The sequence below is a fragment of the Micrococcus sp. Mcc28 genome (assembly GCF_024519775.1).
Lineage (GTDB): Bacteria > Actinomycetota > Actinomycetes > Actinomycetales > Micrococcaceae > Micrococcus > Micrococcus luteus.
Window position 1 is genome coordinate 26,323 of record NZ_JALJRH010000001.1, and the last position, 23,864, is coordinate 50,186.

The 23,864-nt window shown below is 74.1% G+C and carries 18 protein-coding genes and 3 tRNA genes; 2 read left to right on the forward strand and 19 right to left on the reverse strand.

Features of this window, described 5'->3' with window-relative positions:
* Window positions 1-109: 109 nt before the first annotated feature.
* Window positions 110-886 (forward strand): IclR family transcriptional regulator, encoded by a 777-nt coding sequence (locus tag NR073_RS00125; RefSeq protein ID WP_002856418.1) that lies wholly within the window; start codon window positions 110-112, stop codon window positions 884-886.
* 123 nt (window positions 887-1,009) lie between these two features.
* Window positions 1,010-2,476 carry a UDP-glucose/GDP-mannose dehydrogenase family protein gene (locus NR073_RS00130; RefSeq protein WP_095353814.1) on the forward strand — a complete coding sequence of 489 codons (1,467 nt, stop codon included), beginning with the start codon at window positions 1,010-1,012 and terminating at the stop codon, window positions 2,474-2,476.
* A gap of 27 nt (window positions 2,477-2,503) precedes the next feature.
* Here NR073_RS00130 and NR073_RS00135 read toward each other — a convergent pair whose 3' ends face one another.
* From NR073_RS00135 to NR073_RS00225, 19 genes are all read right to left on the reverse strand, one after another.
* Window positions 2,504-3,652, reverse strand: coding sequence for a thiamine-monophosphate kinase (locus tag NR073_RS00135; protein WP_144786188.1), 1,149 nt, complete (start codon window positions 3,650-3,652; stop codon window positions 2,504-2,506).
* On the reverse strand, window positions 3,649-5,409 hold the full coding sequence (locus NR073_RS00140; protein WP_230259824.1) for a GTPase: 1,761 nt from the start codon (window positions 5,407-5,409) through the stop codon (window positions 3,649-3,651). The genes NR073_RS00135 and NR073_RS00140 overlap by 4 nt, the downstream gene beginning before the upstream one ends.
* Window positions 5,406-7,214, reverse strand: a complete 1,809-nt coding sequence (locus NR073_RS00145) for a dynamin family protein (protein WP_060973410.1) — start codon at window positions 7,212-7,214, stop codon at window positions 5,406-5,408. Before NR073_RS00145 ends, NR073_RS00140 begins: the two co-directional genes overlap by 4 nt.
* Window positions 7,215-7,320: 106 nt before the next feature.
* Window positions 7,321-7,393: transfer RNA gene (locus NR073_RS00150), tRNA-Glu, on the reverse strand.
* 129 nt (window positions 7,394-7,522) lie between these two features.
* A tRNA-Glu gene (locus NR073_RS00155) sits at window positions 7,523-7,595 on the reverse strand.
* 55 nt (window positions 7,596-7,650) lie between these two features.
* Window positions 7,651-7,722, reverse strand: a tRNA-Gln gene (locus NR073_RS00160).
* 119 nt (window positions 7,723-7,841) lie between these two features.
* On the reverse strand, window positions 7,842-8,639 hold the full coding sequence (locus tag NR073_RS00165) for an HAD family hydrolase (RefSeq protein ID WP_060974012.1): 798 nt from the start codon (window positions 8,637-8,639) through the stop codon (window positions 7,842-7,844).
* Window positions 8,636-10,213, reverse strand: coding sequence for a glutamate--tRNA ligase (gltX, locus tag NR073_RS00170; RefSeq protein WP_036382085.1), 1,578 nt, complete (start codon window positions 10,211-10,213; stop codon window positions 8,636-8,638). Before gltX ends, NR073_RS00165 begins: the two co-directional genes overlap by 4 nt.
* A gap of 50 nt (window positions 10,214-10,263) precedes the next feature.
* Entirely contained in the window at window positions 10,264-11,058 is a 795-nt protein-coding gene (locus tag NR073_RS00175) for a fumarylacetoacetate hydrolase family protein (RefSeq protein WP_044659174.1), read from the reverse strand.
* A gap of 189 nt (window positions 11,059-11,247) precedes the next feature.
* Window positions 11,248-11,493 carry a YbdD/YjiX family protein gene (locus NR073_RS00180; protein ID WP_049145181.1) on the reverse strand — a complete coding sequence of 82 codons (246 nt, stop codon included), beginning with the start codon at window positions 11,491-11,493 and terminating at the stop codon, window positions 11,248-11,250.
* Window position 11,494: 1 nt separating this feature from the next.
* Window positions 11,495-13,756, reverse strand: coding sequence for a carbon starvation CstA family protein (locus NR073_RS00185; protein ID WP_144786186.1), 2,262 nt, complete (start codon window positions 13,754-13,756; stop codon window positions 11,495-11,497).
* Window positions 13,757-13,781: 25 nt separating this feature from the next.
* Window positions 13,782-14,873 (reverse strand): branched-chain amino acid aminotransferase, encoded by a 1,092-nt coding sequence (locus NR073_RS00190; RefSeq protein WP_256748519.1) that lies wholly within the window; start codon window positions 14,871-14,873, stop codon window positions 13,782-13,784.
* A gap of 144 nt (window positions 14,874-15,017) precedes the next feature.
* Window positions 15,018-16,094 carry a 3-isopropylmalate dehydrogenase gene (locus NR073_RS00195; RefSeq protein WP_256748520.1) on the reverse strand — a complete coding sequence of 359 codons (1,077 nt, stop codon included), beginning with the start codon at window positions 16,092-16,094 and terminating at the stop codon, window positions 15,018-15,020.
* A gap of 71 nt (window positions 16,095-16,165) precedes the next feature.
* The gene (gene metG, locus NR073_RS00200) at window positions 16,166-17,791 is read right to left on the reverse strand and encodes a methionine--tRNA ligase (RefSeq protein ID WP_036382100.1); all 1,626 of its coding nucleotides are present in this window, start codon (window positions 17,789-17,791) and stop codon (window positions 16,166-16,168) included.
* Window positions 17,784-18,473 carry a hypothetical protein gene (locus NR073_RS00205; protein ID WP_230594450.1) on the reverse strand — a complete coding sequence of 230 codons (690 nt, stop codon included), beginning with the start codon at window positions 18,471-18,473 and terminating at the stop codon, window positions 17,784-17,786. The genes metG and NR073_RS00205 overlap by 8 nt, the downstream gene beginning before the upstream one ends.
* Before the next feature lie 100 nt (window positions 18,474-18,573).
* Window positions 18,574-20,169, reverse strand: coding sequence for a phosphoglycerate dehydrogenase (gene serA, locus NR073_RS00210; RefSeq protein ID WP_044659180.1), 1,596 nt, complete (start codon window positions 20,167-20,169; stop codon window positions 18,574-18,576).
* Between the two features lie 149 nt (window positions 20,170-20,318).
* Window positions 20,319-21,350: a ketol-acid reductoisomerase gene (gene ilvC / locus NR073_RS00215; protein WP_144825309.1), complete on the reverse strand. Its 1,032-nt coding sequence runs from the start codon at window positions 21,348-21,350 to the stop codon at window positions 20,319-20,321.
* A gap of 36 nt (window positions 21,351-21,386) precedes the next feature.
* On the reverse strand, window positions 21,387-21,896 hold the full coding sequence (ilvN, locus tag NR073_RS00220; protein WP_010078980.1) for an acetolactate synthase small subunit: 510 nt from the start codon (window positions 21,894-21,896) through the stop codon (window positions 21,387-21,389).
* Window positions 21,897-21,908: 12 nt separating this feature from the next.
* A complete protein-coding gene (locus NR073_RS00225; RefSeq protein ID WP_250203127.1) occupies window positions 21,909-23,810 on the reverse strand; it encodes an acetolactate synthase large subunit in 1,902 nt (633 codons plus the stop codon).
* Window positions 23,811-23,864: the final 54 nt, after the last annotated feature.

Below are 23,864 nucleotides of genomic sequence, written 5' to 3' on the forward strand. Positions count from 1 at the left end.
CGTGAGATTTCGTCTCACATGCCGGACCTGGCGCCGGCCGGCCCGGTCACATGCGACGCACACCGACACCCCCGGTCCGTCCGAGCAGTGAGACGACTACGATCACCCCATGACCACCGAGCCCGTGCGCCCGCCCACCGAGGACGACCTCATCGGCCCCTCGCTCCACCGGCATCCCAGCGGCGTCGGCGTGGTGGACAAGTCGGTGGCGATCCTCGACGCGCTCGAGTCCGGCCCGGCCACGCTCGCCCAGCTCGTCACCGCCACCGGGATCGCGCGGCCCACGCTGCACCGGCTCGCGGCCGCCCTCACGCACCACCGCATGGTGGGCAAGGACCTGCAGGGCCGCTACGTGCTGGGCACCCGCCTGGCCGAGCTCGCCTCCGCCGCCGGCGAGGACCGGCTCACCACGGCCTCCGGCCCGGTGCTGCTGTGGCTGCGCGACGCCACGGGAGAGAGCGCCCAGGTGTTCCGTCGGCAGGCGGACTCCCGCGTGTGCGTGGCCAGCGCGGAACGGCCCTGGGGCCTGCGCGACACCATCCCCGTGGGCGCCCGCATGTCCATGAAGGCCGGCTCCGCCGCGCAGGTGCTCCTGGCCTGGGAGGACCACGAGCGGCTCGTCGAGGGGCTGGCCGGCGCCGTGTTCACACCCACCGTCCTCGCGGCGGTGCGGCGCCGCGGCTGGGCCCAGTCCCTGGCCGAGCGCGAGCCAGGGGTCGCCTCGGTGTCGGCGCCGGTGCGCGGTCCCAGCGGCCGCGTCATCGCGGCGGTCTCGATCTCCGGCCCCCTCGAGCGGCTCTCCCGCCAGCCGGGCCGGCTGCACGCGGACGCCGTCGTCTCCGCCGCGACGCGGCTCACCGAGCTCATCCGCGCCGGCGAGGCCTGAGGCCCGCCCGCGCCACCGACGGGATGCGCCGCAGAGACACCCCGTTCTTCCCGCGTTCACCCGCGGGGCCTAGCGTCGGCCAGGTCCCCGACCGCCGTCCCCCGCACCCTCGAGGAGTCCGCCGTGACCGAGACGACCGCGCCCGCCGCCCCCGCCGAGCAGGAGGCCGCGCCGCGGCTGTCCGTGATCGGCACGGGCTATCTGGGCGCCACGCACGCCGCCTGCATGGCCGAGCTGGGCTTCGAGGTGCTCGGCGTGGACGTGGACCCGGCCAAGATCGAGCGTCTGGCCCGCGGCGAGGTGCCCTTCCACGAACCCGGCCTGCCCGAGCTGCTGCGCACCCACGTCGCCTCCGGGCGGCTGCGCTTCACCACCGACGTCGCGGAGGCGGCCCGCTGGGCGGACGTCCACTTCATCGGCGTCGGCACCCCGCAGAAGGTGGGCGAGACCGCGGCGGACCTGAGCTACGTGGACGCCGCCGTCGCCTCCCTCGCCGCGGCGATCGACCGCGACGCGCTGATCGTCGGCAAGTCGACCGTGCCCGTGGGCACCGCGCGTCGCCTGGCCGAGCTCGTGCACACCGTGCGCGCCGAGGCCGGACTGCCGGGCGAGGTCGAGCTCGCCTGGAACCCCGAGTTCCTGCGGGAGGGCTTCGCCGTGAGGGACACGCTCACCCCGGACCGCCTCGTCATCGGCACGCACGGGCCCCGCGCCGAGGGCATCCTGCGCCGCGTCTACGCGCGGCAGCTCGCGGCCGACACCCCGTGGATCAGCACGGACCTCGAGACGGCCGAGCTGGTGAAGGTGGCCGCCAACGCCTTCCTGGCCACGAAGATCTCGTTCATCAACGCGTTCTCGGAGATCACCGAGAACGTGGGCGGGGACATCGGCACCCTCGCGGACGCGATCGGCCACGACGCGCGGATCGGACGCCGGTTCCTCAACGCGGGCGTGGGCTTCGGGGGCGGCTGCCTGCCCAAGGACATCCGCGCGCTCCAGGCCCGCGTCTCCGAGCTGGGCCTGGACCGGACCATGCGGTTCCTGGCGGAGGTGGACGACATCAACCTGCGCCGCCGTGACCGCGTGGTGGACCTGGCGGTGCAGGTGCTCTCCGCGGCTCGCGACGGCCGCGTCCGCCGGGCCGACGCTTCCGGGACCGCCCCCACCCCCGCGAGCGTGCAGGTGCTCAACGGCACGCGGATCGCCGTGCTGGGCGTCACGTTCAAGCCGGACTCCGACGACGTCCGGGACTCCCCCGCCCTCGACGTCGCCAACCGTCTCTACACGGCCGGCGCCGACGTCCGGGTGTACGACCCCGAGGGCAACGCCAACGCGGCCGCCCGCTTCCCGCGGCTCGACTACGTGGACTCTCTCGAGGCGGCCGTGGACGGCGCCGAGCTGACCCTGCTGCTGACCGAGTGGCGCCAGTTCCGCGAGATGGATCCGGACGCCGTGGGCGCACGCGTGGCCTCCCGCCTGCTGATCGACGGGCGCAACGTCCTGGACGCCGCCGCGTGGCGCGAGCACGGGTGGGACGTCATCGGCCTCGGCCACCGCTTCGACCCGGAGCGACTCCTCCGCGCGGCCTGACCCGCCCGCGGACCCCGGCCCGGGCGTTCAGCCGGCGAACGGGTCCCAGCCGGACTCGGACAGGGGCCGGTGCCCGGCCGGCGGCCGGGCCCCGGCCGGCACGAGCCGGCCGATCCGCGTGAACCCCCGGGGCAGCTCGGTCTCGGGCCACGCCAGCCCCAGGAGGCCGTAGTCCTCGCCCCCGCCGGTCACGAGCGCCTCCGGGCTCGTCCCGGCCAGGGCGGCCACGCGGCGCAGGGGTGCGGCGGCCTCCGCCAGCCAGGCCTCGTCCAGCCACGGTGCCGGCGCGGGGCCGGCCCCGCCGGTGGCGGCCGCCATGCGGTGCGCGTCCTTGCCCAGGCCGTCGGAGACGTCCATGAGGGTGAGCAGGCCGGCCGTCACCGCGGCGGGCCCGAGGGCCAGCGGCGGGCGGGGTCGCAGCTGGGCGCGGACGGCGCGGGCGAGCTCCCGCGGTGACGGCCGGTCGGCGGCGGGGAGGGCGTCCGCCCGTCGCTCCAGCTCCGCGCGGTCGGTAAGCAGCAGGGTGAGCCCGGCGGCGGCCCACCCCGGCCCCGAAGGCGCGGCGGCCCGGGGACCGTCCGGCACCGCCTGGGCATGGACGAGGTCGGCGCCCTCGGCGAGCACGCGGTCCCGGTCCGCCGCGGCCGGCGTGCGGCGCAGCACGCCGCCGGGGTGCGGGTCCCCGAGCACCGTCACTGCGGCGTGGACCCGTCCGCCGGTGCCCAGGTCGCCCCCGGCCACCCGGCAGTCCGGCGCGCCGAGGTGACGCACCGCGCCCACGATGCCCGCGGCGAACGACCGCACCCAGGCGACCGGCGTCGTCGGCGGCAGGGTGAGGGCGGTGACGAGCGCGGAGGCGGTCCCGCCCATCGCGTTGACGTCCGAGAGGTTCTGGGCGACGGCCTTCCAGCCGGCGTCGTGGCCGCGGGTGCGGGGACCGGCGGGCCAGCGGTGCAGGAAGTCCGTGCCCTCCCCCATCGCGTCCGTGGAGATGAGCGTCCCGCCGCGGGGCGCGGGCACGAGGGCGGCGTCGTCGCCCGGGGCGACGGTGCCGGCGGGCCAGTGGCCGTCCCGGACGGCGGGGGCGAGCCCGGTCAGGACGACCTCGAGCAGCTCGGCCTCCGTGAGGTCGCCGACGGTCGCCCCCGCCGCAGCCGCGGGGTCGCGCATCGTCATCGGCGGCCCCGCCGGACCGGGACGCCGGAGGCCCGGGCGAGGGCGTCGCGGAAGGCGTGGAAGCGGTCCACCTCGGCGCGCACCGGGTCGACGACGAGCCGCCGGCCGACGTCGGTGGTCGCCTCCTCGAGGCGGCGGCGCGCGCGGCGTCCCCGCGCCGCGGCGGTCCACCGGGTCAGGGGGATCGCCAGCAGGGCCAGCAGCACGCCGAGCGCGAGGCCGCCGACGAGCAGCAGGGTCGGGAGGGGGAAGCCCTCGACCGTGGGCGCGGGCGGCAGGGGGAACTGCAGGTATCCGGCCAGGGCGAGGACGCCCAGCCAGCCGGCGCCGACGACGGCGGTGAGGAGGGCGAGCCACTGCAGCATGTCGAGCACGGGGTGCCACCAGCTGCCCCGACCGGCCCCGAGGTCGGTGGCGGCGATCGCCTGGTCCACGGCGCCGGGGAGCTCCTCGGCGTGCTCCCGGCCCGCGTGGCGGATGGCGGCGGCCCACGGCTCGGAGGCCCCCGCGCCGGCCGCGGCGGCCAGCGTGCGGACCGCGCCGTCGACGACGGCCCGCTGGGTGCCCGAGCGCTCGGGCAGGGAGGTGCGGTGCAGCGCGGGGTCGCGGGCGACCTCGTCCCGGTCGCGGCGAGGCGCGGCGCTCTCAGGCATCAGGTGCAGGCGCCGCAGGGGGTCCGCGCGGAAGGAGTGCATCCAGCGCAGCACGGGCCAGCTGGTGCGCTTGGCCGAGCGCAGCCGGTACGAGCCCTCGACCGCCCGGACGACGGCCGGCACACCGCCGGCCACGGCCAGCTCGCGCCCGAGCCGCTGCTCGTCCCCGGGGCCGACACCGGCCGGCTCGCCCTCGCCCGAGGCGGCGGCGAGGTCCGCGGCACGGGCCGCGACGTCCGCGCCCAGGCGCTCGGCGGCCGCGCCGCGCTGGGCGACGATCGCCGCGACCTGCCGGCCGACCTCCTCCAGGCCCTCCCCCGTGCGCGCGGACACGGGCAGCACCCGGACGTCGCCGAGGCCGTGCCCCGAGAGCATCCGGCGCAGCGAGGCCAGCACGACGTCCCGGTCACGCACCGAGAGCCGGTCCACCTGGTTGAGCAGCACGAGGGTGACGGCCGCGTGCGAGCCCATGGTCGCCAGGAACTCGCGGTGCAGCACGGCGTCCGCGTACTTCTCCGGGTCCACGACCCACACCAGCACGTCCACGTGGCCGGCCAGCCGGGAGGTGATCTCGCGGTTGCCCCGCTCGACCGAGTCGATGTCCGGCAGGTCCAGCAGGATCAGGCCGGTGGCGTCGGCGCCGTCACGGCGGCCGACGCCGAGGAAGCCGGGGCGGCCGTCGTCGAGCACGGGCGCCTCGTCCAGCAGGTGGCGGCGGCGCACGCCGAGCCAGTCGAGCAGGGCGGCCGCGCCGCCGCCCTCGCCGGTGCCGTCGCCGTGCTCCGCGTCCGGGTCCAGCCCCTGTCCCCGGCCCACGCCCCAGACCGCGGCGAGCGGTTCGGACGTGGTGGGCCGGGTGGCGGCCACGCGGGCCAGGTCGCGGCCGGTGAGCGCGTTGAACAGGGAGGACTTGCCGGAGCCCGTTGCCCCGAAGAACCCGACCACGGTGTGCTCGGCGGAGAGTGCCTGGCGCTCCCCGGCCGCGCGCACGGCGGCGTCGGCCCCGGCCACGACGTCCTCGGGCAGGCGGCCCGCGGCCAGTTCGGCGGCCTCGCCGAGGGCGTCCAGGCGGGGGGCGAGGGCGGGGGTGTCGCGGCGGCTCATCGGGGCTCCTCCCCCGCCTCGGCGGCGGACGGGGCGTGCTCGGGCCCGGTCGGGCCGTCGACGCCGGCGGCCACCCCGCGGCGCAGCACCGGCACGAGGGCGCGCAGCTCCTCGGTGGCCTGCGGCTCGCGTTCGAGGTGGAGCAGCGGCAGGAAGCGGTCCGCGAGCACGGTCTCGAGGAAGGCCCGCACGCGGCGCTCGAGCAGCTCATCGGCCCGCCGGGCCATGCGGCGCACGGCGTCCTCGCCGAAGATCGACTCGAGCAGCTTCTGACCGACGACGGCGGCGCCGCCGGCGATGCCGACCTCGATGCCCGCGAGTCCGCCGGTGGAGGCGAACGAGATGATCATGAGGGCCACGGCCGCGCCGTTCACGCCGGTGGCCGCCAGGCGGGCGCGCGTGCGCTTGCCCGCGCCCTCCTCCTGGATCAGCGCCAGCACGTCCGTCTGCCAGTCCCGCACGACGTCGGCCGCCCGCGCCGACGCGTCCGGCGTCAGGGCGCCCAGGTCGCGCCCGGCCACGAGGGCCCGGCCCGCCGGCTCGGACGCCCAGCGTCGCTCGATCTGCTCGGCGGCCGCGGCGGCCGCCTCGACCATCACGGCGTGCAGGCCGGTCTCCAGTGCGGACTCGACCTCTTCGGGCGGGGCCGGGCGTCCGCGCACGAGGGCGCCGAGGCGGTCCCGCAGCCGGCCGATCGTGGTCTCGACGCCGCGGAAGAACTCCCCCGTGCCGACGAAGTCCTGCCAGCGGGAGAGCACCTCGCCGCGCAGCAGCGTGCCGTCCGAGGTGGCCTCGCGGACCCGGCCGACGGCCTGGTCCGTGGAGTCCCCCACGATCCGGGCGAGCAGGTCCGCGGCGTGCCGCTGCTCCTCCTCGGCGCGGGCCAGGTCGGCGACGCGGGCGGCCAGCTGGCCCAGCACGCCGTCCACGGTCCGGCGGGCGACGGCGCCGCGCGCCTGGGCGTCGGCGGCGAGGGTCTCGAGCCAGGCGCGCAGACCCGCGACGTGCTCCTGCGGGAGCAGGCCGCGCTCGTCGAAGCGGGTCTCGGGGATCACGTGGATCCGGGCGTCGGCGAGGCCGCGCTCGGTGAGCATGCGCCGCAGGTCCGGGGTGATGTCCTCCGCCGCGCCCTCGGGCACGCGGCCGAGCACGACGGCCACGGTGATGTCGCGGGCGGCGGCCTCGTCCAGCAGCTGCCAGGGCACGGCGTCGGCGTAGCGGTGCGCCGTCGTCGTGAAGATCCACAGGTCGGCGGCCTCGAGGAGCTGCCGGGCCAGCGCGCGGTTCTGGTCCGCCACGGAGTCGATGTCCGGGGCGTCCACGAGGGCGATGCCCGAGGGCAGTGCGGGCTCGGCCACGAGCGCGACCGTGTCCATCGCGGACTGGTCGGGTTCGACGGGGCCGGCGGCCGCGTCGCGGTGCACGCTGACACGGGCGAGGTCGGGCAGCACCCGCGGGCCCGTGAACCAGTGGGCGTCGGCGGGGTTGTGCAGCAGCAGCGGCTGGCGCGTGGTGGGCCGCAGGGCGGAGGAGCGGGAGACCTCGTGGCCGACGAGCGCGTTCACCAGCGTGGACTTGCCCGCACCGGTGGAGCCGCCGACGACGGCCAGCAGCGGCGCGTCGAGCGAGTCGAGGCGGGGCAGCACGTAGTCGTCGATCTGGTGCAGGGTGCGCTCGCGCTCGGCGCGGTCCTGCCCCGCAGTGACGGTCTCGAAGGGCAGCTCGAGCGCGGCGAGGTGCTCGCGCACGCGGCGGACGGCCGTGTCGACACCGAGGTCCGGGGCGTTCTGATCCGTGTGTGGCACGTGGGCCATCGTCTCACGGGCGCGCACCGGCCGCCCATCCCGCCGGCCCGGCGGACGGAAACGACGGAAGCCCGGTCCGCAGGGACCGGGCCTCCTGTCACTCGGGTGACCCCAGCGGGATTTGAACCCGCGTTACCGCCGTGAGAGGGCGGCGTACTAGGCCGCTATACGATGGGGCCGAGCGCGCTGTCCGCGTGTGCGGAAGCGATGCCGTGGAGACCTTCTTCTGCGCCTGCGTCTCCTGTTCAGGCGGCGGATGCGTTCATCCGCCCGTGCCGTTCCGGTCCGAGGACCGGGCGACGACTGCGTGACCCCAGCGGGATTTGAACCCGCGTTACCGCCGTGAGAGGGCGGCGTACTAGGCCGCTATACGATGGGGCCGTGCGCCACGTCCGAGCGTCTCCGCCCGTGCGCGTTCACTGAGTCCGAAGACTCGCTGGGGTACCAGGACTCGAACCTAGAATGACGGTACCAGAAACCGTTGTGTTGCCAATTACACCATACCCCACTGTCGGTCAAGCATGCCTGACCGATGTGCATCATATTCATGAGCTCGGTGTTCCCGGATCTCTCCGGCAACGAGTAAGAACTCTACACCCTCCGGGCGGCGCGTGCAAAATCGGCGGGTCAGGCCGCCAGCCAGGTCCACAGCCCGCCGATCGCCCGCATCCGCCAGCATGCGTGCTCCTCGTCCCAGAGCGGCTCCTCCGCCCCGCCGTGGGCGGGGGCGTCGGGGCTCATCCACACCGGGACGAGCCCCGCCGACCGGGCCCCCTCGACGTCGTGGTGCAGGCTGTCCCCCACCATGAGGGTGCGTCCCGGGTCCGTGCCCAGGCGGGAGCAGCCGGCGAGGAAGGGGGCCGGGTCCGGCTTCGGGGCCCCGGCCGTGTCCGAGCCGATCAGCACCTCGACCCACTCCAGACCGAGGGCGTCGGCCTTGCCGCGCTGGTAGGCCTCCACGTTGTTCGTGACGATCCCCACGCCACGGCCTGTTCCCCGCACCTCGGCGAGCACGTCGGCGGTCGCAGGGAACAGCGCCCAGTGCCCGCGCACGACCTCTTCGTAGTCGGTGGTCCACAGGCCGTCGAGCGGGGTCGCCGCGTCCTCGGGCACGCCGAGCGCGCGCAGGGCGTCGGCCACGCGGGCCAGCCGCTGCTCCTCGAACGTCAGCTCCCCGGCCACGTAGCGCCCGTAGTGGCCGCCGGCGTCGGACGCGAAGGCGTCGGTGGCCTCGGCCAGCACCGCCGGGTCGACGTCGGCGGCCCCGGCCCACTGCCGGCGCACCGTCGCGTCGAACGCGGCGTGCTGGGCGGAGCGCAGATCCAGCAGCGTGTCGTCCAGGTCGAAGAGGACGGCGTCCCAGGCCGGCGGCGCGGGCGCGCCCGCGGACCCGCCGGCCGGCGTCGTGCTGGCGTCCCGGCTCATGCGTCGGTGGGCCGGCCCTGGTCCAGGCCCTGCTCCGCGGCGAAGCGGTCCAGGCGGGCGAGCGCGGAGTCGCGGCCCAGGATCTCGAGCGACTCGAAGAGCGGCGGGGACACCTTGCGGCCGGTCACCGCGACGCGCACGGGGCCGAACGCCTGGCGCGGCTTGAGGCCGAGACCGTCGATGAGGGCGGCCCGCAGCGCCGCCTCGATGCGCTCGGTGGTGAACTCGTCCTCGGGCAGGGCGGCCAGCGCCTCCCGGGCCGCGGCGACGGCGGCCCCCAGGTCCGCCGGCATGCCCTTGAGGGCGCCCTCGGCCGTCCGGACGTCCCGGTCCGCCGTGAAGAGGAAGGCGAGCATCTCGACGGCCTCGCCGAGCAGCTGCACGCGCTCCTGCACGAGCGGGGCCGCGGCGGTGAGGATCTGCATCTCCCGCTCCGTCAGGTGCTCGCCCACGAGGCCGGCCGCGTGCAGGTAGGGCACGAGACGGTCGCGGAAGTCGGCCACGTCGAGCATGCGCACGTGCGTGCCGTTGATCGCGATCGCCTTCTTCTCGTCGAAGCGGGCGGGGTTGGCCAGCACCTTGTGCACGTCGAAGTGCTCCACGAACTGCTGCGGGGTGAAGATGTCCTCGTCCGCGGAGAGGGACCAGCCCAGCAGGCCGAGGTAGTTCAGCAGGCCCTCCGGGATGAAGCCGTTGTCCCGGTGCAGGAACAGGTTGGCCTGCGGGTCGCGCTTGGAGAGCTTCTTGTTGCCCTCGCCCATCACGTAGGGCAGGTGGCCGAACACCGGCATGTACCGGGCGACGCCGATCGCGTGCAGGGCGCGGTAGAGCGCGATCTGGCGCGGAGTCGAGGAGAGCAGGTCCTCACCGCGCAGCACGTGGGTGATGCCCATGAGCGCGTCGTCCACCGGGTTCACGAGGGTGTACAGCGGCGAGCCGTCCGCGCGCACCACCACGAAGTCCGGCACGGAGCCGGCCTTGAAGGTGATCTCCCCGCGCACCAGGTCGGTGAAGGTGATGTCCTCGTCCGGCATGCGCAGCCGCCAGACCGGCGCGCGGCCCTCGGCCTCGAAGGCGGCGATCTGCTCGTCCGTGAGGTCGCGGTCGTGGCCGTCGTAGCCGAGCTTGGGGTCGCGGCCGGCGGCCCGGTGACGGGCCTCGGTCTCCTCGGGGCTCGAGTAGGACGGGTAGATGTATCCGCCGGCCTTGAGCTTCTCGATCACGTCCGCGTAGATCTGCCCGCGCTGGGACTGACGGTACGGCTCGTGCGGGCCGCCGACCTCGACGCCCTCGTCCCAGTCGATCCCGAGCCAGCGCATCGCCTCGAGCAGCTGCTGGTAGGACTCCTCCGAGTCGCGCTTGGCGTCCGTGTCCTCGATGCGGAACACGAGGGTGCCGCCGGTGTGCCGCGCCCAGCCCCAGTTGAACAGGACGGTGCGGATCAGCCCCACGTGGGGGGTGCCGGTGGGCGAGGGGGCGAAGCGCACGCGCACGGGGGTCTCGGCGTCCACCTGGGGGACGTCGGCGAAGGGGGCGGGGGCGTTCTCGGACACGGGAGCGGTGGCGTCAGTCATGATGCCCCTGAGTCTACGCGGGGCCCGGGCGCCGTCGTCGGGCGCCCGCGTCAGCGGCGGAAGACGGTGGCGAGCACGCCGATGCCCTCGACCTCGGCCTCGACGCGCTGGCCCTCCTGGACCGTCCCGACCCCGCCCGGGGTGCCGGTCAGGATCACGTCGCCGGGCAGGAGGGTGAACATCTCCGAGGCCGCGGCCACGAGCTCGCGGACGCCGAAGACCATGTCCGTGGTCGTGCCGTCCTGGCGGGTCTCGCCGTCGAGCCGGGACGTGATGCGCAGGCCGCCGGCCGGCTCCACGTCCAGCTCGGTCTCGATCCACGGGCCCAGCGGGCAGGCGCCGTCGAAGCCCTTGGCGCGGGCCCACTGCAGGTCGGTGCGCTGGGCGTCGCGGGCGGTGAGGTCGTTGCCCACGGTGTAGCCGAAGACGACGTCGTCCACGCGGCTCACCGGCACGTCCTTGCAGATGGTGCCGATGACGACGGCGAGCTCGGCCTCGTAGGAGACCTCGTCCGACCAGCTCGGCAGGGTCACGGGCTCGTTCGGACCCACGACGGCGGTGTTCGGCTTGAGGAAGAACTGCGGCGAGGCGGGGACCTCGTTGCCGAGCTCCTTCGCGTGGTCGGCCCAGTTGCGGCCGACGCCCACGATCTTCGAGCGCGGGATGATCGGGGCCACGAGGCGCACGTCCTCGAGACGGTGTGTGGTGCCGGTGGGCTGGATCCCGTGGAAGAACGGGTCGCCCTGCAGGGCGGTGACGGTCAGCTCGGCGGGGTCGGCGTCGGCCGGGCCCTCCACGATGCCGTAGGTCGGTTCGGCCTGGTCCACGAAACGGGCGATGCGCATGGCCGCCAGCCTAGTGGGTGAGCGGCGGGCGCCGTCGCCGGACACCCCACCCGATGCCGACCCCGCTGACGCCGCGAGCCAGACGATTCGGCCGCGGCGGGCAGCCTGAGGCGACCGATTCGTCTGGCTCGCGGGCGGATTCGTCTGGCTCAGCGCGGTGGGGTGCGGTGCGGGGCGGGTCGAGACCGCTCAGCAGCAGCGGCTGCCCGGATTGGCCTCCTGGCGCGCGTACTCGGCCCGCCAGAACTCCCGCTCGGTCATCGGCGCGCGCTCCGGATGGTGGGCCCGGTGGTGGGCCACGTACGCGTCGTACTTCCCCTCTCCGGAGAGCTGGCGGACCCACCAGCGCACCCGGGCCCACACCCCGGGCCGAGACGGGCCGGCCGGGCCCTCCGCGGTGGAGGGCCCGGCCGGCGTCGCGCGCGGATCGGCCACGTCAGTGACCCCGCACCGGCTGCCGGTCCGCCGGCAGGGCGTCCCACTGCCGCTGCAGCTCCTTCTCCTCGGCCGTGGCGAACAGGCCGGCCGGGGCGAAGCGCCGCGAGGGCACGTACGGGTCCTGGTGGTCGACGACCTCCGTGGACCGGAACGCGCGCACCGTGGCGAGCACCGACGTCGTGATGACGATCAGCGCCAACACCAGGAAGACGACGGAGAGCGTGCCCTGGATGAAGGTGTTGCGGACCACGGCCTCCATGGCCGGCACGGACTTCGCGGCGCCGAAGCTCGTCTTCCCCGCCGCCAGCGCGTCCTGGAACGCGCGATGCTGCGCCCAGTAGCCCACCGCCGGGATGGAGGAGAAGATCTTCTGGAACGACGCCACGGTGGTGACCACCGTGATGAACGCCAGCGGCAGCGCCACGATCCACAGGCCCCGGAAGTCCCGGCGGCGCGCGACGATCGTCAGGACGACGGCGAGCGCGATCGCCGCGAGCAGCTGGTTGGCGATGCCGAACAGCGGGAACAGCGTGTTGATGCCGCCCAGCGGATCGGTGACGCCCATGATCAGCACGGCGCCCCACGCGGCCACCATGATAGCCGTGCAGACCCACGCGCCCACGCGCCACGAGGTGTCCTTGAAGCGCGGGACCACGTTGCCCAGGGAGTCCTGGAGCATGAACCGGGCCACGCGGGTGCCGGCGTCGACGGCGGTGAGGATGAACAGCGCCTCGAACATGATCGCGAAGTGGTACCAGAAGCCCATGAGCGCGTCGCCGCCCACGAGCTGGCCCATGATGTGCGCCAGGCCGACCGCGAGGGTGGGGGCGCCGCCGGTGCGGGAGACCACGGTCTCCTCGCCCACGAGGTCGGCCAGGTGGGTCAGGTCCCCGGGGGTGAGGTTCACGCCGGCCAGGCCGAGGCCCATGACGAAGTCGACGGCGGTCTCCGGGGTGCCGCCGGTGAGGGCGGCCGGGGAGTTCATGGCGAAGTAGATGCCGCGGTCGAGCGAGACGGCGGCCACGAGCGCCATGATGGCCACGAAGGCCTCCATGAGCATGCCGCCGTAGCCGATGAAGCGGGTCTGCCGCTCCTTCTCCACCATCTTGGGCGTCGTGCCCGAGGCGATCAGCGCGTGGAAGCCGGAGAGCGCACCGCACGCGATGGTGACGAACAGGAACGGGAACAGCGAACCGGGCCACACCGGGCCGGTCTGGCCCGAGGCGAACTCGGAGAACGCGGGGGTGCCGATGCGCGGCTGCACGACGACGATGGCCAGCGCGAGACCGGCGATCACGCCGATCTTCATGAAGGTGGACAGGTAGTCGCGCGGAGCGAGCAGCAGCCACACGGGCAGCACGGCCGCGACGAACCCGTAGATGATCACGGCCCAGGCGATGGTGGTGCGGTCCAGGGTGAACAGGGCCGCGCCCCACTCGGTCCCGGCCACCCAGCCGCCGCCGATGATGGCCGCCAGGAGCAGGACGAACCCGATCACGGAGATCTCGGTGATGCGGCCCGGGCGGATCCAGCGCAGGTACACGCCCATGAAGAGCGCGATCGGGATGGTCATGGCCACGGAGAACACGCCCCACGGGGACTCGCCCAGGGCGTTGACCACCACGAGGGCCAGGATGGCCGTGATGATCACCATGATCAGCAGGGTCGCGACGATCGCGGCGGTGCCCCCGACGCGGCCCAGCTCGTCCCGGGCCATCTGGCCGAGCGAGCGGCCGCCGCGGCGCATCGAGAAGAACAGGACGAGGTAGTCCTGGACCGCGCCGGCCAGGATCACGCCGACGATGATCCAGATGGTGCCGGGCAGGTAGCCCATCTGCGCGGCGAGCACGGGGCCCACGAGCGGACCGGCGCCGGCGATGGCCGCGAAGTGGTGGCCGTAGAGCACGCGGCGGTCGGTGGCCACGTAGTCCCGGCCGTCGGCCCGGTACTCGGCCGGGGTGGCGCGGGTGTCGTCCGGGTGGACGATCATGCGCTCGACGTACTTCGAGTAGAAGCGGTAGCCGATCGCGAACGTCGCCACGGCGGCGAACACGAACCAGATCGCGTTGATCGTCTCGCCGCGGTGCAGGGCGAGCATGGTCCAGGCGACGCCGCCGAGCAGGGCGACGGCCACCCAGACGGCGATCTTCGCGGGCGTCCAGCGGGGCCGGCCGGCGGCCTCGGTGGGCGGGAGGTCTTCCGGCGTCGTGGCCGGGAGTGGGGCGCCCTCGGCGGCCGCGGAGGAGCGGTGCGAGCTCACGGGGGTCTCCGTTCGTGGGGTGGGGTCAGACGAGGCGGTGCAGCCAGCCGTGGCGGTCCTCGACGCGCCCGGTCTGGATGCCCTCGAGCTCGGTGCGGATCTTCAGGGCCACGTCGGCCCCGCCGGCGGACTCGATCACGTCGTCGCCGTCGAGCAGACGGCCGATCGGGGTCACGACGGCGGCCGTGCCGCACGCGAAGACCTCGGTGATCTCGCCCGAGCGGACGCCCTCGGCCCACTCGGCGAGGGTGACGCGACGCTCCTCGACGGTCAGGCCCATGTCCCGGCCGAGCTGGAGGATCGAGGAGCGGGTGACGCCCTCGAGGATCGTGCCGGTGAGCGCCGGGGTGACGAGTCGGCCGTCGGCGTGCACGAAGAACACGTTCATGCCGCCGAGCTCCTCGATCGCGTCGTCGTTGTACTGGTCGAGGAACACGACCTGGTCGGCGCCCTGGGCCGCGGCCTGCAGCTGGGGCAGCAGCGAGGCGGCGTAGTTGCCGCCGGTCTTGGCCGCGCCCATGCCGCCCTTGCCGGCGCGGGCGTAGTCGCGCGAGACCCAGATGGTCACCGGCTTGAGCTCGCCGCCGAAGTAGTTGCCGGCCGGGGAGGCGATCACCATGTACCGCACCTGCCGGGCCGGGCGGACGCCGAGGAACGCCTCGGAGGCGAACATGAAGGGGCGCAGGTAGAGGGACTGGCCCGGGCCGGTGGGCACCCAGGCCCGGTCCGCCTCGAGCTGGGCCCGCAGCGAGCCGAGGAACAGCTCCTCGGGCAGCTCCGGCAGGGCCAGGCGGCGGGCGGAGCGGTTCAGGCGGGCCGCGTTGGCCTCGGGACGGAACGTCCACACCGACCCGTCCTCGTGCCGGTAGGCCTTCAGCCCCTCGAAGATCTCCTGGCCGTAGTGCAGCACCGCGGCCGCGGGGTCCAGGTACAGCGGTCCGTAGGGCTCCACGCGGGCGTCATGCCACGCGCCGCCGTCCTCGTCCCAGGTCCAGTCGATCGAGACCATGTGGTCCGTGAAGACGTTGCCGAAACCGGGGTCCTGGAGGATCTCGACGCGCTGCTGATCGGACATCGGGGACAGATGCGGTTGCCGCGTGAACACGGTCTCGGACACGGTGGGATCACTCCTCGTGACGGTGGCAGATGGGGACGGCTCCGGTGCCGGGCACGACGCGCGGGGGCCACGGCGCCGGGCGTGGCACACGCCACAGGCCGTCGCCCCATCCTAGACCCGGCGTCGACGCGCCGGGCCCGCGCGTCAGACCCGCGCGACGACGTCGGCGCCCACCTCGGCGGTGGTGCCCCGCGCGCCCTCCACCCGGTCCTTCAGGTGCGCCCACACCGCGGTGCGCACGCGCGCCGCGGCGCCGGTCTCGCCCACGTGCTCGAGCAGCAGGGCGGCGGAGAGGATGGCGGCCACGGGGTCGGCGATCCCCTGGCCCGCGATGTCCGGAGCGGAGCCGTGGACCGGCTCGAACATCGACGGCGCCGTGCCCTCGACGTTGATGTTGCCGGAGGCGGCGAGCCCGATGCCGCCGGTCACGGCCGCGGCGAGGTCCGTGATGATGTCCCCGAACAGGTTGTCCGTCACGATCACGTCGAAGCGGGCCGGGTCCGTCGCCAGGAAGATCATGGCGGCGTCGACGTGCATGTAGTCCCAGGTGACCGCGGGGAAGTCGGCCGCCACGGACTCCACGGTGCGGCGCCACAGGTGGCCGGCGTGGACCAGGACGTTGTGCTTGTGCACGAGCGTGAGGCGCTTGCGCTCGCCCGCGTCGGCGCGACGGAAGGCGTCCTCGACGACGCGGCGCACGCCGAACGCCGTGTTCACGGAGACCTCCGTGGCGATCTCGTGCGGGGTGTCCACGCGGATCGCACCGCCGTTGCCCACGTACGGCCCCTCCGTGCCCTCGCGCACCACGGTGAAGTCGATCTCGCCGGGCGCGGCCAGGGGGCTGACGGCGCCGGGCAGCAGGGTGGCCGGGCGCAGGTTCACGCCGTGGTCCAGCGCGAAGCGCAGCGTGAGCAGCATGCCGCGCTCGATCAGCCCGGACGGGATGCGCTCGTCCCCGGGCGCGGCGCCGACGGCCCCGAACAGGATCGCGTCGTGGCGGCGCAGGGACTGAAGGACCTCGTCCGTGAGCGCCTCGCCGGTCTCGAGCCAGTGCTCCGCACCCAGCGGATACGGGGTGAGCCGGGCCTCCGGACGCCCCTCGGCACGCAACGCCGCCTGCAGGACGGCGGCGGCCTGGTCGGTGACCTCGGGGCCGATGCCGTCGCCGCCGATGACGGCGATGTCCAAGGGGTCTGCGGAGCTGCGTGTGGTCTCGGTCATGGCCCTCAGGCTACGCGGGGCACGCGTGAGGACCACATCGTGTGACACCCGGTCTCACCCTCCGGACGGGCTCAGTCCTCGGCGGGCTCCTCGTGGCGCGGGAAGACCGGCTGCGGGGCGGGCAGCGGCGTGCCGGGGACCAGGTCCTCGTGGAACGCGGCGAAGGACCGCGGGCCGGTGCCGGACGCGCCGGTGCGGCCTGCGTCGCCCTCGGCGGGGACGCCGAGCAGGTCCAGCAGCCGCGAGGCCGAGTCGGGCATCACCGGCTGCGCGAGCAGGGCCACCCGGCGCACGGCCTGCAGCGTCACGTACAGCACCGTGCGCATGCGCGGCTCGTCCGTCTTGCGCAGCACCCACGGGGCCTGGTCCGCGAAGTAGGCGTTGACCTCGCCGAGCACGCGCCAGGTCTCCTCGAGCGCGTCGTGGAAGTCCTGCACCGCGTACGCGGACCGGGAGCGCTCCAGCAGGGCGTCGACCTGGGCCAGGACGGCGCGGTCCGCCTCGGTGAACTCGCCCGGCTCGGGCACGGCGGCGCCGCAGTTCTTGGCCACCATGGACAGCGAGCGCTGGGCGAGGTTGCCGAGGTTGTTGGCCAGGTCCGCGTTCTTGCGGCTCACCACGGCCTCGTGGCTGTAGGAGCCGTCCGCGCCGAACGGGAACTCGCGCAGCAGGAAGAAGCGGATGGCGTCCAGGCCGTAGCGGGCCACCCATTCCCGCGGGTGCACCACGTTGCCCAGGGACTTGGACATCTTGGCCCCGTTGTTGTTCAGGAAGCCGTGGATCATGACGCGGCGCGGCAGCTCGAGGCCGGCCGACATGAGGAACGCGGGCCAGAAGATGCAGTGGAACCGGGAGATGTCCTTGCCGATCACGTGCAGGTCCGCGGGCCAGTAGCGCGCGAACGCCTCCGGGTCCTCCGCCGGCCAGCCCGCGCCGGTGAGGTAGTTCGTCAACGCGTCGACCCAGACGTAGGTGACGTGGTCGGCGCGCCGGTCGGCGTCGGCGGCGTCGGGGTCTGCGGGCGCCGGCAGGTCGATGCCCCACTGGAAGGAGGTCCGGGAGATGGACAGGTCCTCGAGCCCGGCCTCCACGAAGCGGATGACCTCGTTGAAGCGGTACCGGGGGGCGGCGAAGTCCGGGTGCTCGCGGTAGTGGTCCAGCAGCGGCTGCTGGTACTTGGACAGGCGGAAGAAGTAGGACTCCTCCTCCGTCCACGTCACCTCGGTGCCGGTCTCGACGGCGCGGCGCACCCCGTCCTGACCCACCTCGGTCTCGTCCTCGCCGAAGTAGCGTTCGTCCCGCACGGAGTACCAGCCGGCGTAGGAGCCGAGGTAGATGTCCCCGTTGGCCTCCATCCGCCGCCAGATCTCGCGGACGGCCTCGGCGTGGTCCGTGTCCGTGGTGCGGATGAAGCGGTCGTAGGAGATGTCCAGGACGTCGTCGTCCATCTCCTTGAAGACGGCGGCGTTGCGCGTGGCCAGCTCGAGGGCGCTCACGCCCTGCTGCTGCGCCGTCTGCTCCATCTTCTGGCCGTGCTCGTCCGTGCCGGTCAGGAAGCGCACATCCCGCCCGTCGAGCCGCTGGAAGCGGGCCATCGCGTCCGAGGCGATGTACTCGTAGGCGTGGCCGATGTGCGGCTCGCCGTTCGGGTAGGAGATGGCCGTGGTCAGGTAGTACGGGGCGCGGGCGTCAGTCACAGTCGTCGAGTCTAGCCGCGGGGCCGGGGCCCGCGCCGAGGACGACGTCGTCCGCGCCGGCGTCCGGGACGCCGTCGGCGGTCACCTGCAGATGGCCCGGCGCAGGCCGCAGGTGGAGGTGGGCCCACGGGGCCACCACGAGCACGGACGCCCCGATCATCTCGGTCAGCTCCTCCGCGTGGGTCGCCACGTGGTAGGCCAGGGTGCTGCGCCCGATCCCGAAGACGAGCGGCACCGCCTCGAGGACGATCGCGCCGAAGAAGAACACCGCGCCGCCCGCCACCGTCAGCGCTCGGGTCCGGCGGGGCAGGGCGACGGTGCACAGCGCGAGCAGCCCGAGGACGACGATCGCGGCCGGCGCGCCGAGGATGAGCCACTGGAACGCGGGCAGCGGGTTCTCCCCCGCGAACGGCAGAACCTCCCACAGCTGGCCGGCCTGCTCGTGGATCTGCGTCGACTCGTCCAAGCTCATGGCCGCCAGCAGGGCCGCGGGGGTCAACCACGCGAGCAGGCTCCGCCGCCGATCCGCCCCCAGCGCGCGGCGCACGAGACCCACCGTGGTGAAGCCCGCGGCCCCCAGCAGGAGCAGGCCCGAGCTCCACCACGCCGTGAGGTTGGCCTCGTGGTTCACGTCGAAGACCTCGCGCCACCACGGCACCTGCCGCGGGCCCAGCCCGAACACGAAGGGGAGGGCGAACGACCAGGCGGCGAGCAGGACACTGACGCCGATCAGCCCGCCCGCCGCGCGCCGGCCCCGCGGTGCCCGCCCGGGCGTCGACGGGTCAGACGGAGAGGTCCACCTCGGCCGCACGGGCGGCGCCGATGGCCGCGGCCAGCGTGGCCGCGGTGTCTCCGGACAGCGCCCCGTCCAGGGTCAGCACGGCCAGGGCGGCGCCCTCGTCGTCGCGCGAGACGTCCATGCCGGCGATGTTCACGCCCTGCACCCCGAGGGCCTGGCCCAGGACGCCGATCACACCCGGGCGGTCCTGATAGGCGAACACGAGCAGGTGGTCGGCCAGCGGCACCTCGAGCTCGTGCCGGTCCACGCCCACGAGCTTCTGCACCTGGCGCGGGCCGGTGAGTGTGCCGGTGACGGCGGTCTGGGCGCCCTGCGCGGTCGCGGCGCGCACCGTGACGGTGTTGCGGTAGGACTCGGACACCGCGGTGGTGGTGAGGCGGCACTCGACGCCGCGCTGCTCGGCCAGCACGGGGGCGTTCACGTAGGAGACCTGGTCCGAGACGATGTCCGTGAACACGCCCTTCAGGGCGGCCAGGCGCATCGCGGAGACGTCGTGCTCGGCGATCTCACCGGCGATCTCCACCTCGACGGCCGTGATGGACTGCTCGCCCACCAGCGCGGTGAGCACGCGGCCCAGCTTCTCGGCCAGCGGCAGGCCGGGGCGCACGTCCTCGTGGATCGCGCCGCCGGCCACGTTCACGGCGTCCGGCACGAGCTCGCCGGAGAGGGCCAGGCGCACGGAGCCGGCGACGGCGACGCCCGCCTTCTCCTGGGCCTCGGCGGTCGAGGCGCCCAGGTGGGGGGTGACGACGGCGGAGTCGTGGGCGAAGAACGCCAGGTCCGTGGCCGGCTCGGAGCTGAAGACGTCGATGCCGGCACCCCCGATGGTCCCGGCCTCGAGCGCGCGGGCGAGGGCGTCCTCGTCCACGAGGCCGCCGCGGGCCACGTTCACGATGATCGCGGTGTCCTTCATGCGGGCGAACTGCTCATCGCCGATCATGCCGACCGTCTCGGGGGTCTTGGGCATGTGGATCGTGACCACGTCGGCGCGCTCGAGCAGCTCGTCCAGCTCGACGAGGCTCGCGCCGAGCTGCTGCGCGCGGGCGGTGGTCACGTAGGGGTCGTAGGCGAGGATCTCCATGCCGAACGCCTTCATGCGCTCGGCCACGAGCGCGCCGATGCGGCCCAGGCCGATCACGCCCAGCCGCTTGCCGTACAGCTCGACGCCCGTGTACTTCGAACGCTTCCACTCCCCCGCCTTCAGCGAGCCGTGGGCGGCCGCGATGTTGCGGGCGGCGGCCAGGATGTGGCCGCAGGTGAGCTCGGCGGCGGAGATGATGTTCGACGTCGGCGCGTTGACGACCATGACGCCGGCCTCGGTGGCGGCGGGCACGTCCACGTTGTCCAGTCCGACGCCGGCGCGCGCGATGACCTTCAGCTGCGGCGCGGCGGCGATCGCCTCGGCGTCCATCTGGGTGGCCGAGCGGATCAGCACCGCGTCGACGTCGCGCAGGTCCTCGAGGAGGCGGGCGCGGTCGGCGCCGTCCGTGCGGCGGATCTCGAAGTCGGGGCCGAGGGCCTCGACGGTGGCGGGCGAGAGTTCCTCGGCGATCAGGACGACGGGCTGGGCTGCGCTCACGGGTGCTCCTGGAGGTGTGGTGCGGTGGGATGGAAGGCGGGCCGGCCCGCGCTCCGGTCCGAGCCTAGACGCGTGACCGGACCGTGGCCGGAATGCGACGCCGGCCCCGAAGCGCGATGCCCGGGGCCGGCGTCGGGGGCTCAGGCGGCTCAGCGGGCCGCAGTGCCCTCGGTGTAGTCGTCGTCCGCGTCCTTGAGCCAGGAGAACATCTGGCGCAGTTCGCGGCCGGTCTTCTCGATCGGGTGGGCCTCGCCCCGGGCGCGCAGCTCCTTGAACTCGGGCGCACCGGCCCTCTGGTCGTCCATGAAGCGCTGCGCGAAGGCACCGGACTGGATGTCGGCGAGGACCGCCTTCATGTTCTCCTTCACGTCCGGGGTGATGACGCGGGGGCCGGAGACGTAGTCGCCGTACTCCGCGGTGTCGGAGATGGACCAGCGCTGCTTGGCGATGCCGCCCTCGACCATGAGGTCCACGATGAGCTTCAGCTCGTGCAGCACCTCGAAGTAGGCGATCTCGGGCTGGTAGCCGGCCTCGGTGAGGGTCTCGAAGCCGTACTGCACGAGCTGGGAGGCGCCGCCGCAGAGCACGGCCTGCTCGCCGAACAGGTCGGTCTCGGTCTCCTCGGTGAACGTCGTCTCGATGACGCCGGCGCGGGTGCCGCCCACGGCCTTGGCGTAGGACAGGGCGAGGGCGTGGGCCTGGCCGGAGGCGTCCTTCTCGACGGCGATCAGCGCGGGCACGCCGCGGCCGGCCTCGAACTCGCGGCGCACCACGTGGCCCGGGCCCTTGGGGGCGACCAGGGCGACGTCGACGCCCTCGGGGGCCTGGATGTAGCCGAAGCGCACGTTGAAGCCGTGCGCGAAGAACAGGGCGTCGCCCTCCTGCAGGTTGCCGGCGATGTGCTGGTCGTACACGTCGGCCTGGACCTGGTCCGGGGTGAGGATCATGATCAGGTCGGCCTCGGCGGCGGCGGTGGCGACGTCGACGACACGCAGGCCCTCGGCCTCGGCCTTGGCGCGGGACCTGGAGCCCTCGGCGAGGCCGATGCGCACGTCCACGCCGGAGTCGCGCAGCGACAGGGCGTGGGCGTGGCCCTGGGAGCCGTAGCCGATGACGGCCACGGTGCGGCCCTGGATGATCGACAGGTCGGCGTCGTCGTCGTAGAACTTCTTCACGGTCATGCTGTTCTCCTCACGGGATGGGTGGATCGGGACGGGTCAGCGGGCCACGGCGCGGTCGGTCATGGACCGCGGCCCCCGGGCGAGGGCGAGGGTGCCCGAGCGGACGAGCTCGCGCACACCGTAGGGCTCCATCATCTCGAGGAAGGCCTCGAGCTTGTCACGGGTGCCGGTGGCCTCGAGGGTCAGAGACTCCGGGGCCACGTCGACGACGTGGGCGCGGAACAGGTCGGCCGCCTGGACGACCTGACCGCGGGTGGCGGCATCGGCGCGCACCTTCACGAGCAGGTGGTCGCGCTGAACGGAGGAGTCGGGCGTGAGCTCGACGACCTTGATCACGTTGATCAGCTTGTTCAGCTGCTTGGTGACCTGCTCGAGCAGGTCCGTGTCGGCGTCGACGACCACGGTGATCCGGGACAGGCCCTCGACCTCCGTGACGCCCACGGCCAGCGAGTGGATGTTGAACGCGCGCCGGGCGAAGAGGCCGGCCACGCGGGTCAGGGTGCCGGGCACGTCCTCGACGAGCACGGACAGGGTGTGGCGTTCCATCGGTTGCCCTCCTCAGTCTTCCTGGTCCCAGTCGGGCGTCATGCCCCGGGCCACCTGGATCGCGTCGTTGCTGACCCCCGCGGGGACCATCGGCCAGACCATGGCGTCGCGGGAGACCACGAAGTCCACGATCACGGGGCGGTCGTCGATGGCCAGGGCCTGGCGGATGGTGTCGTCCAGGTCCTCCCGGCGGTCGCAGCGCAGGCCCGCGGCGCCGTAGGCGTCGGCGAGCTTGACGAAGTCCGGCACCCGGGCGGTGTCGTGGCCCGTGTTCAGGTCCGTGTTCGAGTAGCGCCCGTCGTAGAAGAGGGTCTGCCACTGGCGCACCATGCCCAGCGAGGAGTTGTTGATCACCGCGATCTTGATGGGGATGCGGTTGATCACGCACGTGGCGAGCTCCTGGTTGGTCATCTGGAAGCAGCCGTCGCCGTCGATGGCCCAGACCACGCGGTCGGGTTCGCCCACCTGCGCCCCCATCGCGGCGGGGACGGCGAAGCCCATCGTCCCGAGGCCGGCCGAGTTGAGCCACTGGCGCGGGCGCTCGTAGGCGACGAACTGGCTGGCCCACATCTGGTGCTGGCCGACGCCGGCCACGTAGGTGGCCTCGGGGCCGGACAGGGCCGACAGGCGCGAGATCACCTCCTGGGGCGCGAGGAGGCCGTCCTCGGTCTCGGTCCAGCCCATCGGGTAGGTCTCCTGCAGGCGCCGCAGCACCGCCCACCAGTCGGCGAGGTCGGGCAGCGCCTCGGTGTCCGTCGCGAGCTCGGCCACCAGGTCCGGGATGATCTCCTTGACGTGGCCGACGATCGGCACGTCCGCGGTGCGGTTCTTGGAGATCTCGGCCGGGTCGATGTCCGCGTGGATCACGCGGGCGCCGGGGGCGAACGAGGGCAGGTGACCGGTCACGCGGTCGTCGAAGCGGGCGCCGAGCGTGATCAGCAGGTCGGCCTGCTGGAGCGCGGCCACGGCGGGGACGCCGCCGTGCATGCCCGGCATGCCCAGGTGCTGGGGGTGCGAGTCGGGGAAGACGCCGCGGGCGGTGAGGGTGGTGACCACCGGGGCGCCCGTGAGCTCGGCGAGGGCGCGCAGCTCCTCGTGGGCCTCGCCGCGGGCCACGCCGCCGCCCACGTACAGCACGGGGCGCCGGGCCTCGCGGATCAGCCGGGCGGCCTCGCGGATCTGCCGGGGGTGGCCGCGCAGGACGGGGCGGTAGCCGGGCAGGTCGATCCGGGGCGGCCATGCGAACTCGAACTCGCCCTGCTGGGCGTCCTTGGTGACGTCCACGAGCACGGGCCCGGGCCGGCCCGTGGCGGCGATGTGGAACGCCTCGGCGAGGGCCTGGGGGACGTCCTCGGGCCGGGTCACGAGCCGGGAGTGCTTGGTGATGGGCATCGTGATGCCCACGATGTCCGCCTCCTGGAAGGCGTCCGTGCCGATCGCGGCGGAGGAGACCTGGCCGGTGATGAACACGACCGCCTGGGAGTCCATGTGGGCGTCCGCGATGGCGGTCACCAGGTTGGTGGCGCCGGGACCGGAGGTGGCGATGGCCACGCCGACCTTGCCGGTGGCCAGGTGGTAGCCCTGCGCCGCGTGACCGGCACCCTGCTCGTGGCGCACCAGGATGTGGCGGATCCGATCGGAGTCCATGAGCGGGTCGTAGGTCGGCAGGATGGCGCCGCCGGGAAGCCCGAACACGTCCGTGACCCCCAGCTCCTCCAGGGAGCGGATGATGCCCTCGGAGCCGGTCATCCGGGTCGGCTCGACGCGGGAGCCCTCGCCGGGCACCCGCGGCTCGACGATCTCGGGACGGGGGGCCGGACGGCGCTCCTGGGCCCGGGCCGTCTCCGTCGGGCGGGAGGCCGGCGTCGGGACCTGCGGGACCGCCGCGCGGGCGTCGCGGGGGGTCGTGCTCATGGGGTCACCTCACTGCGTTCGTCGCTGCGTGTCCGTCGCGGGGGCGTCGGACGG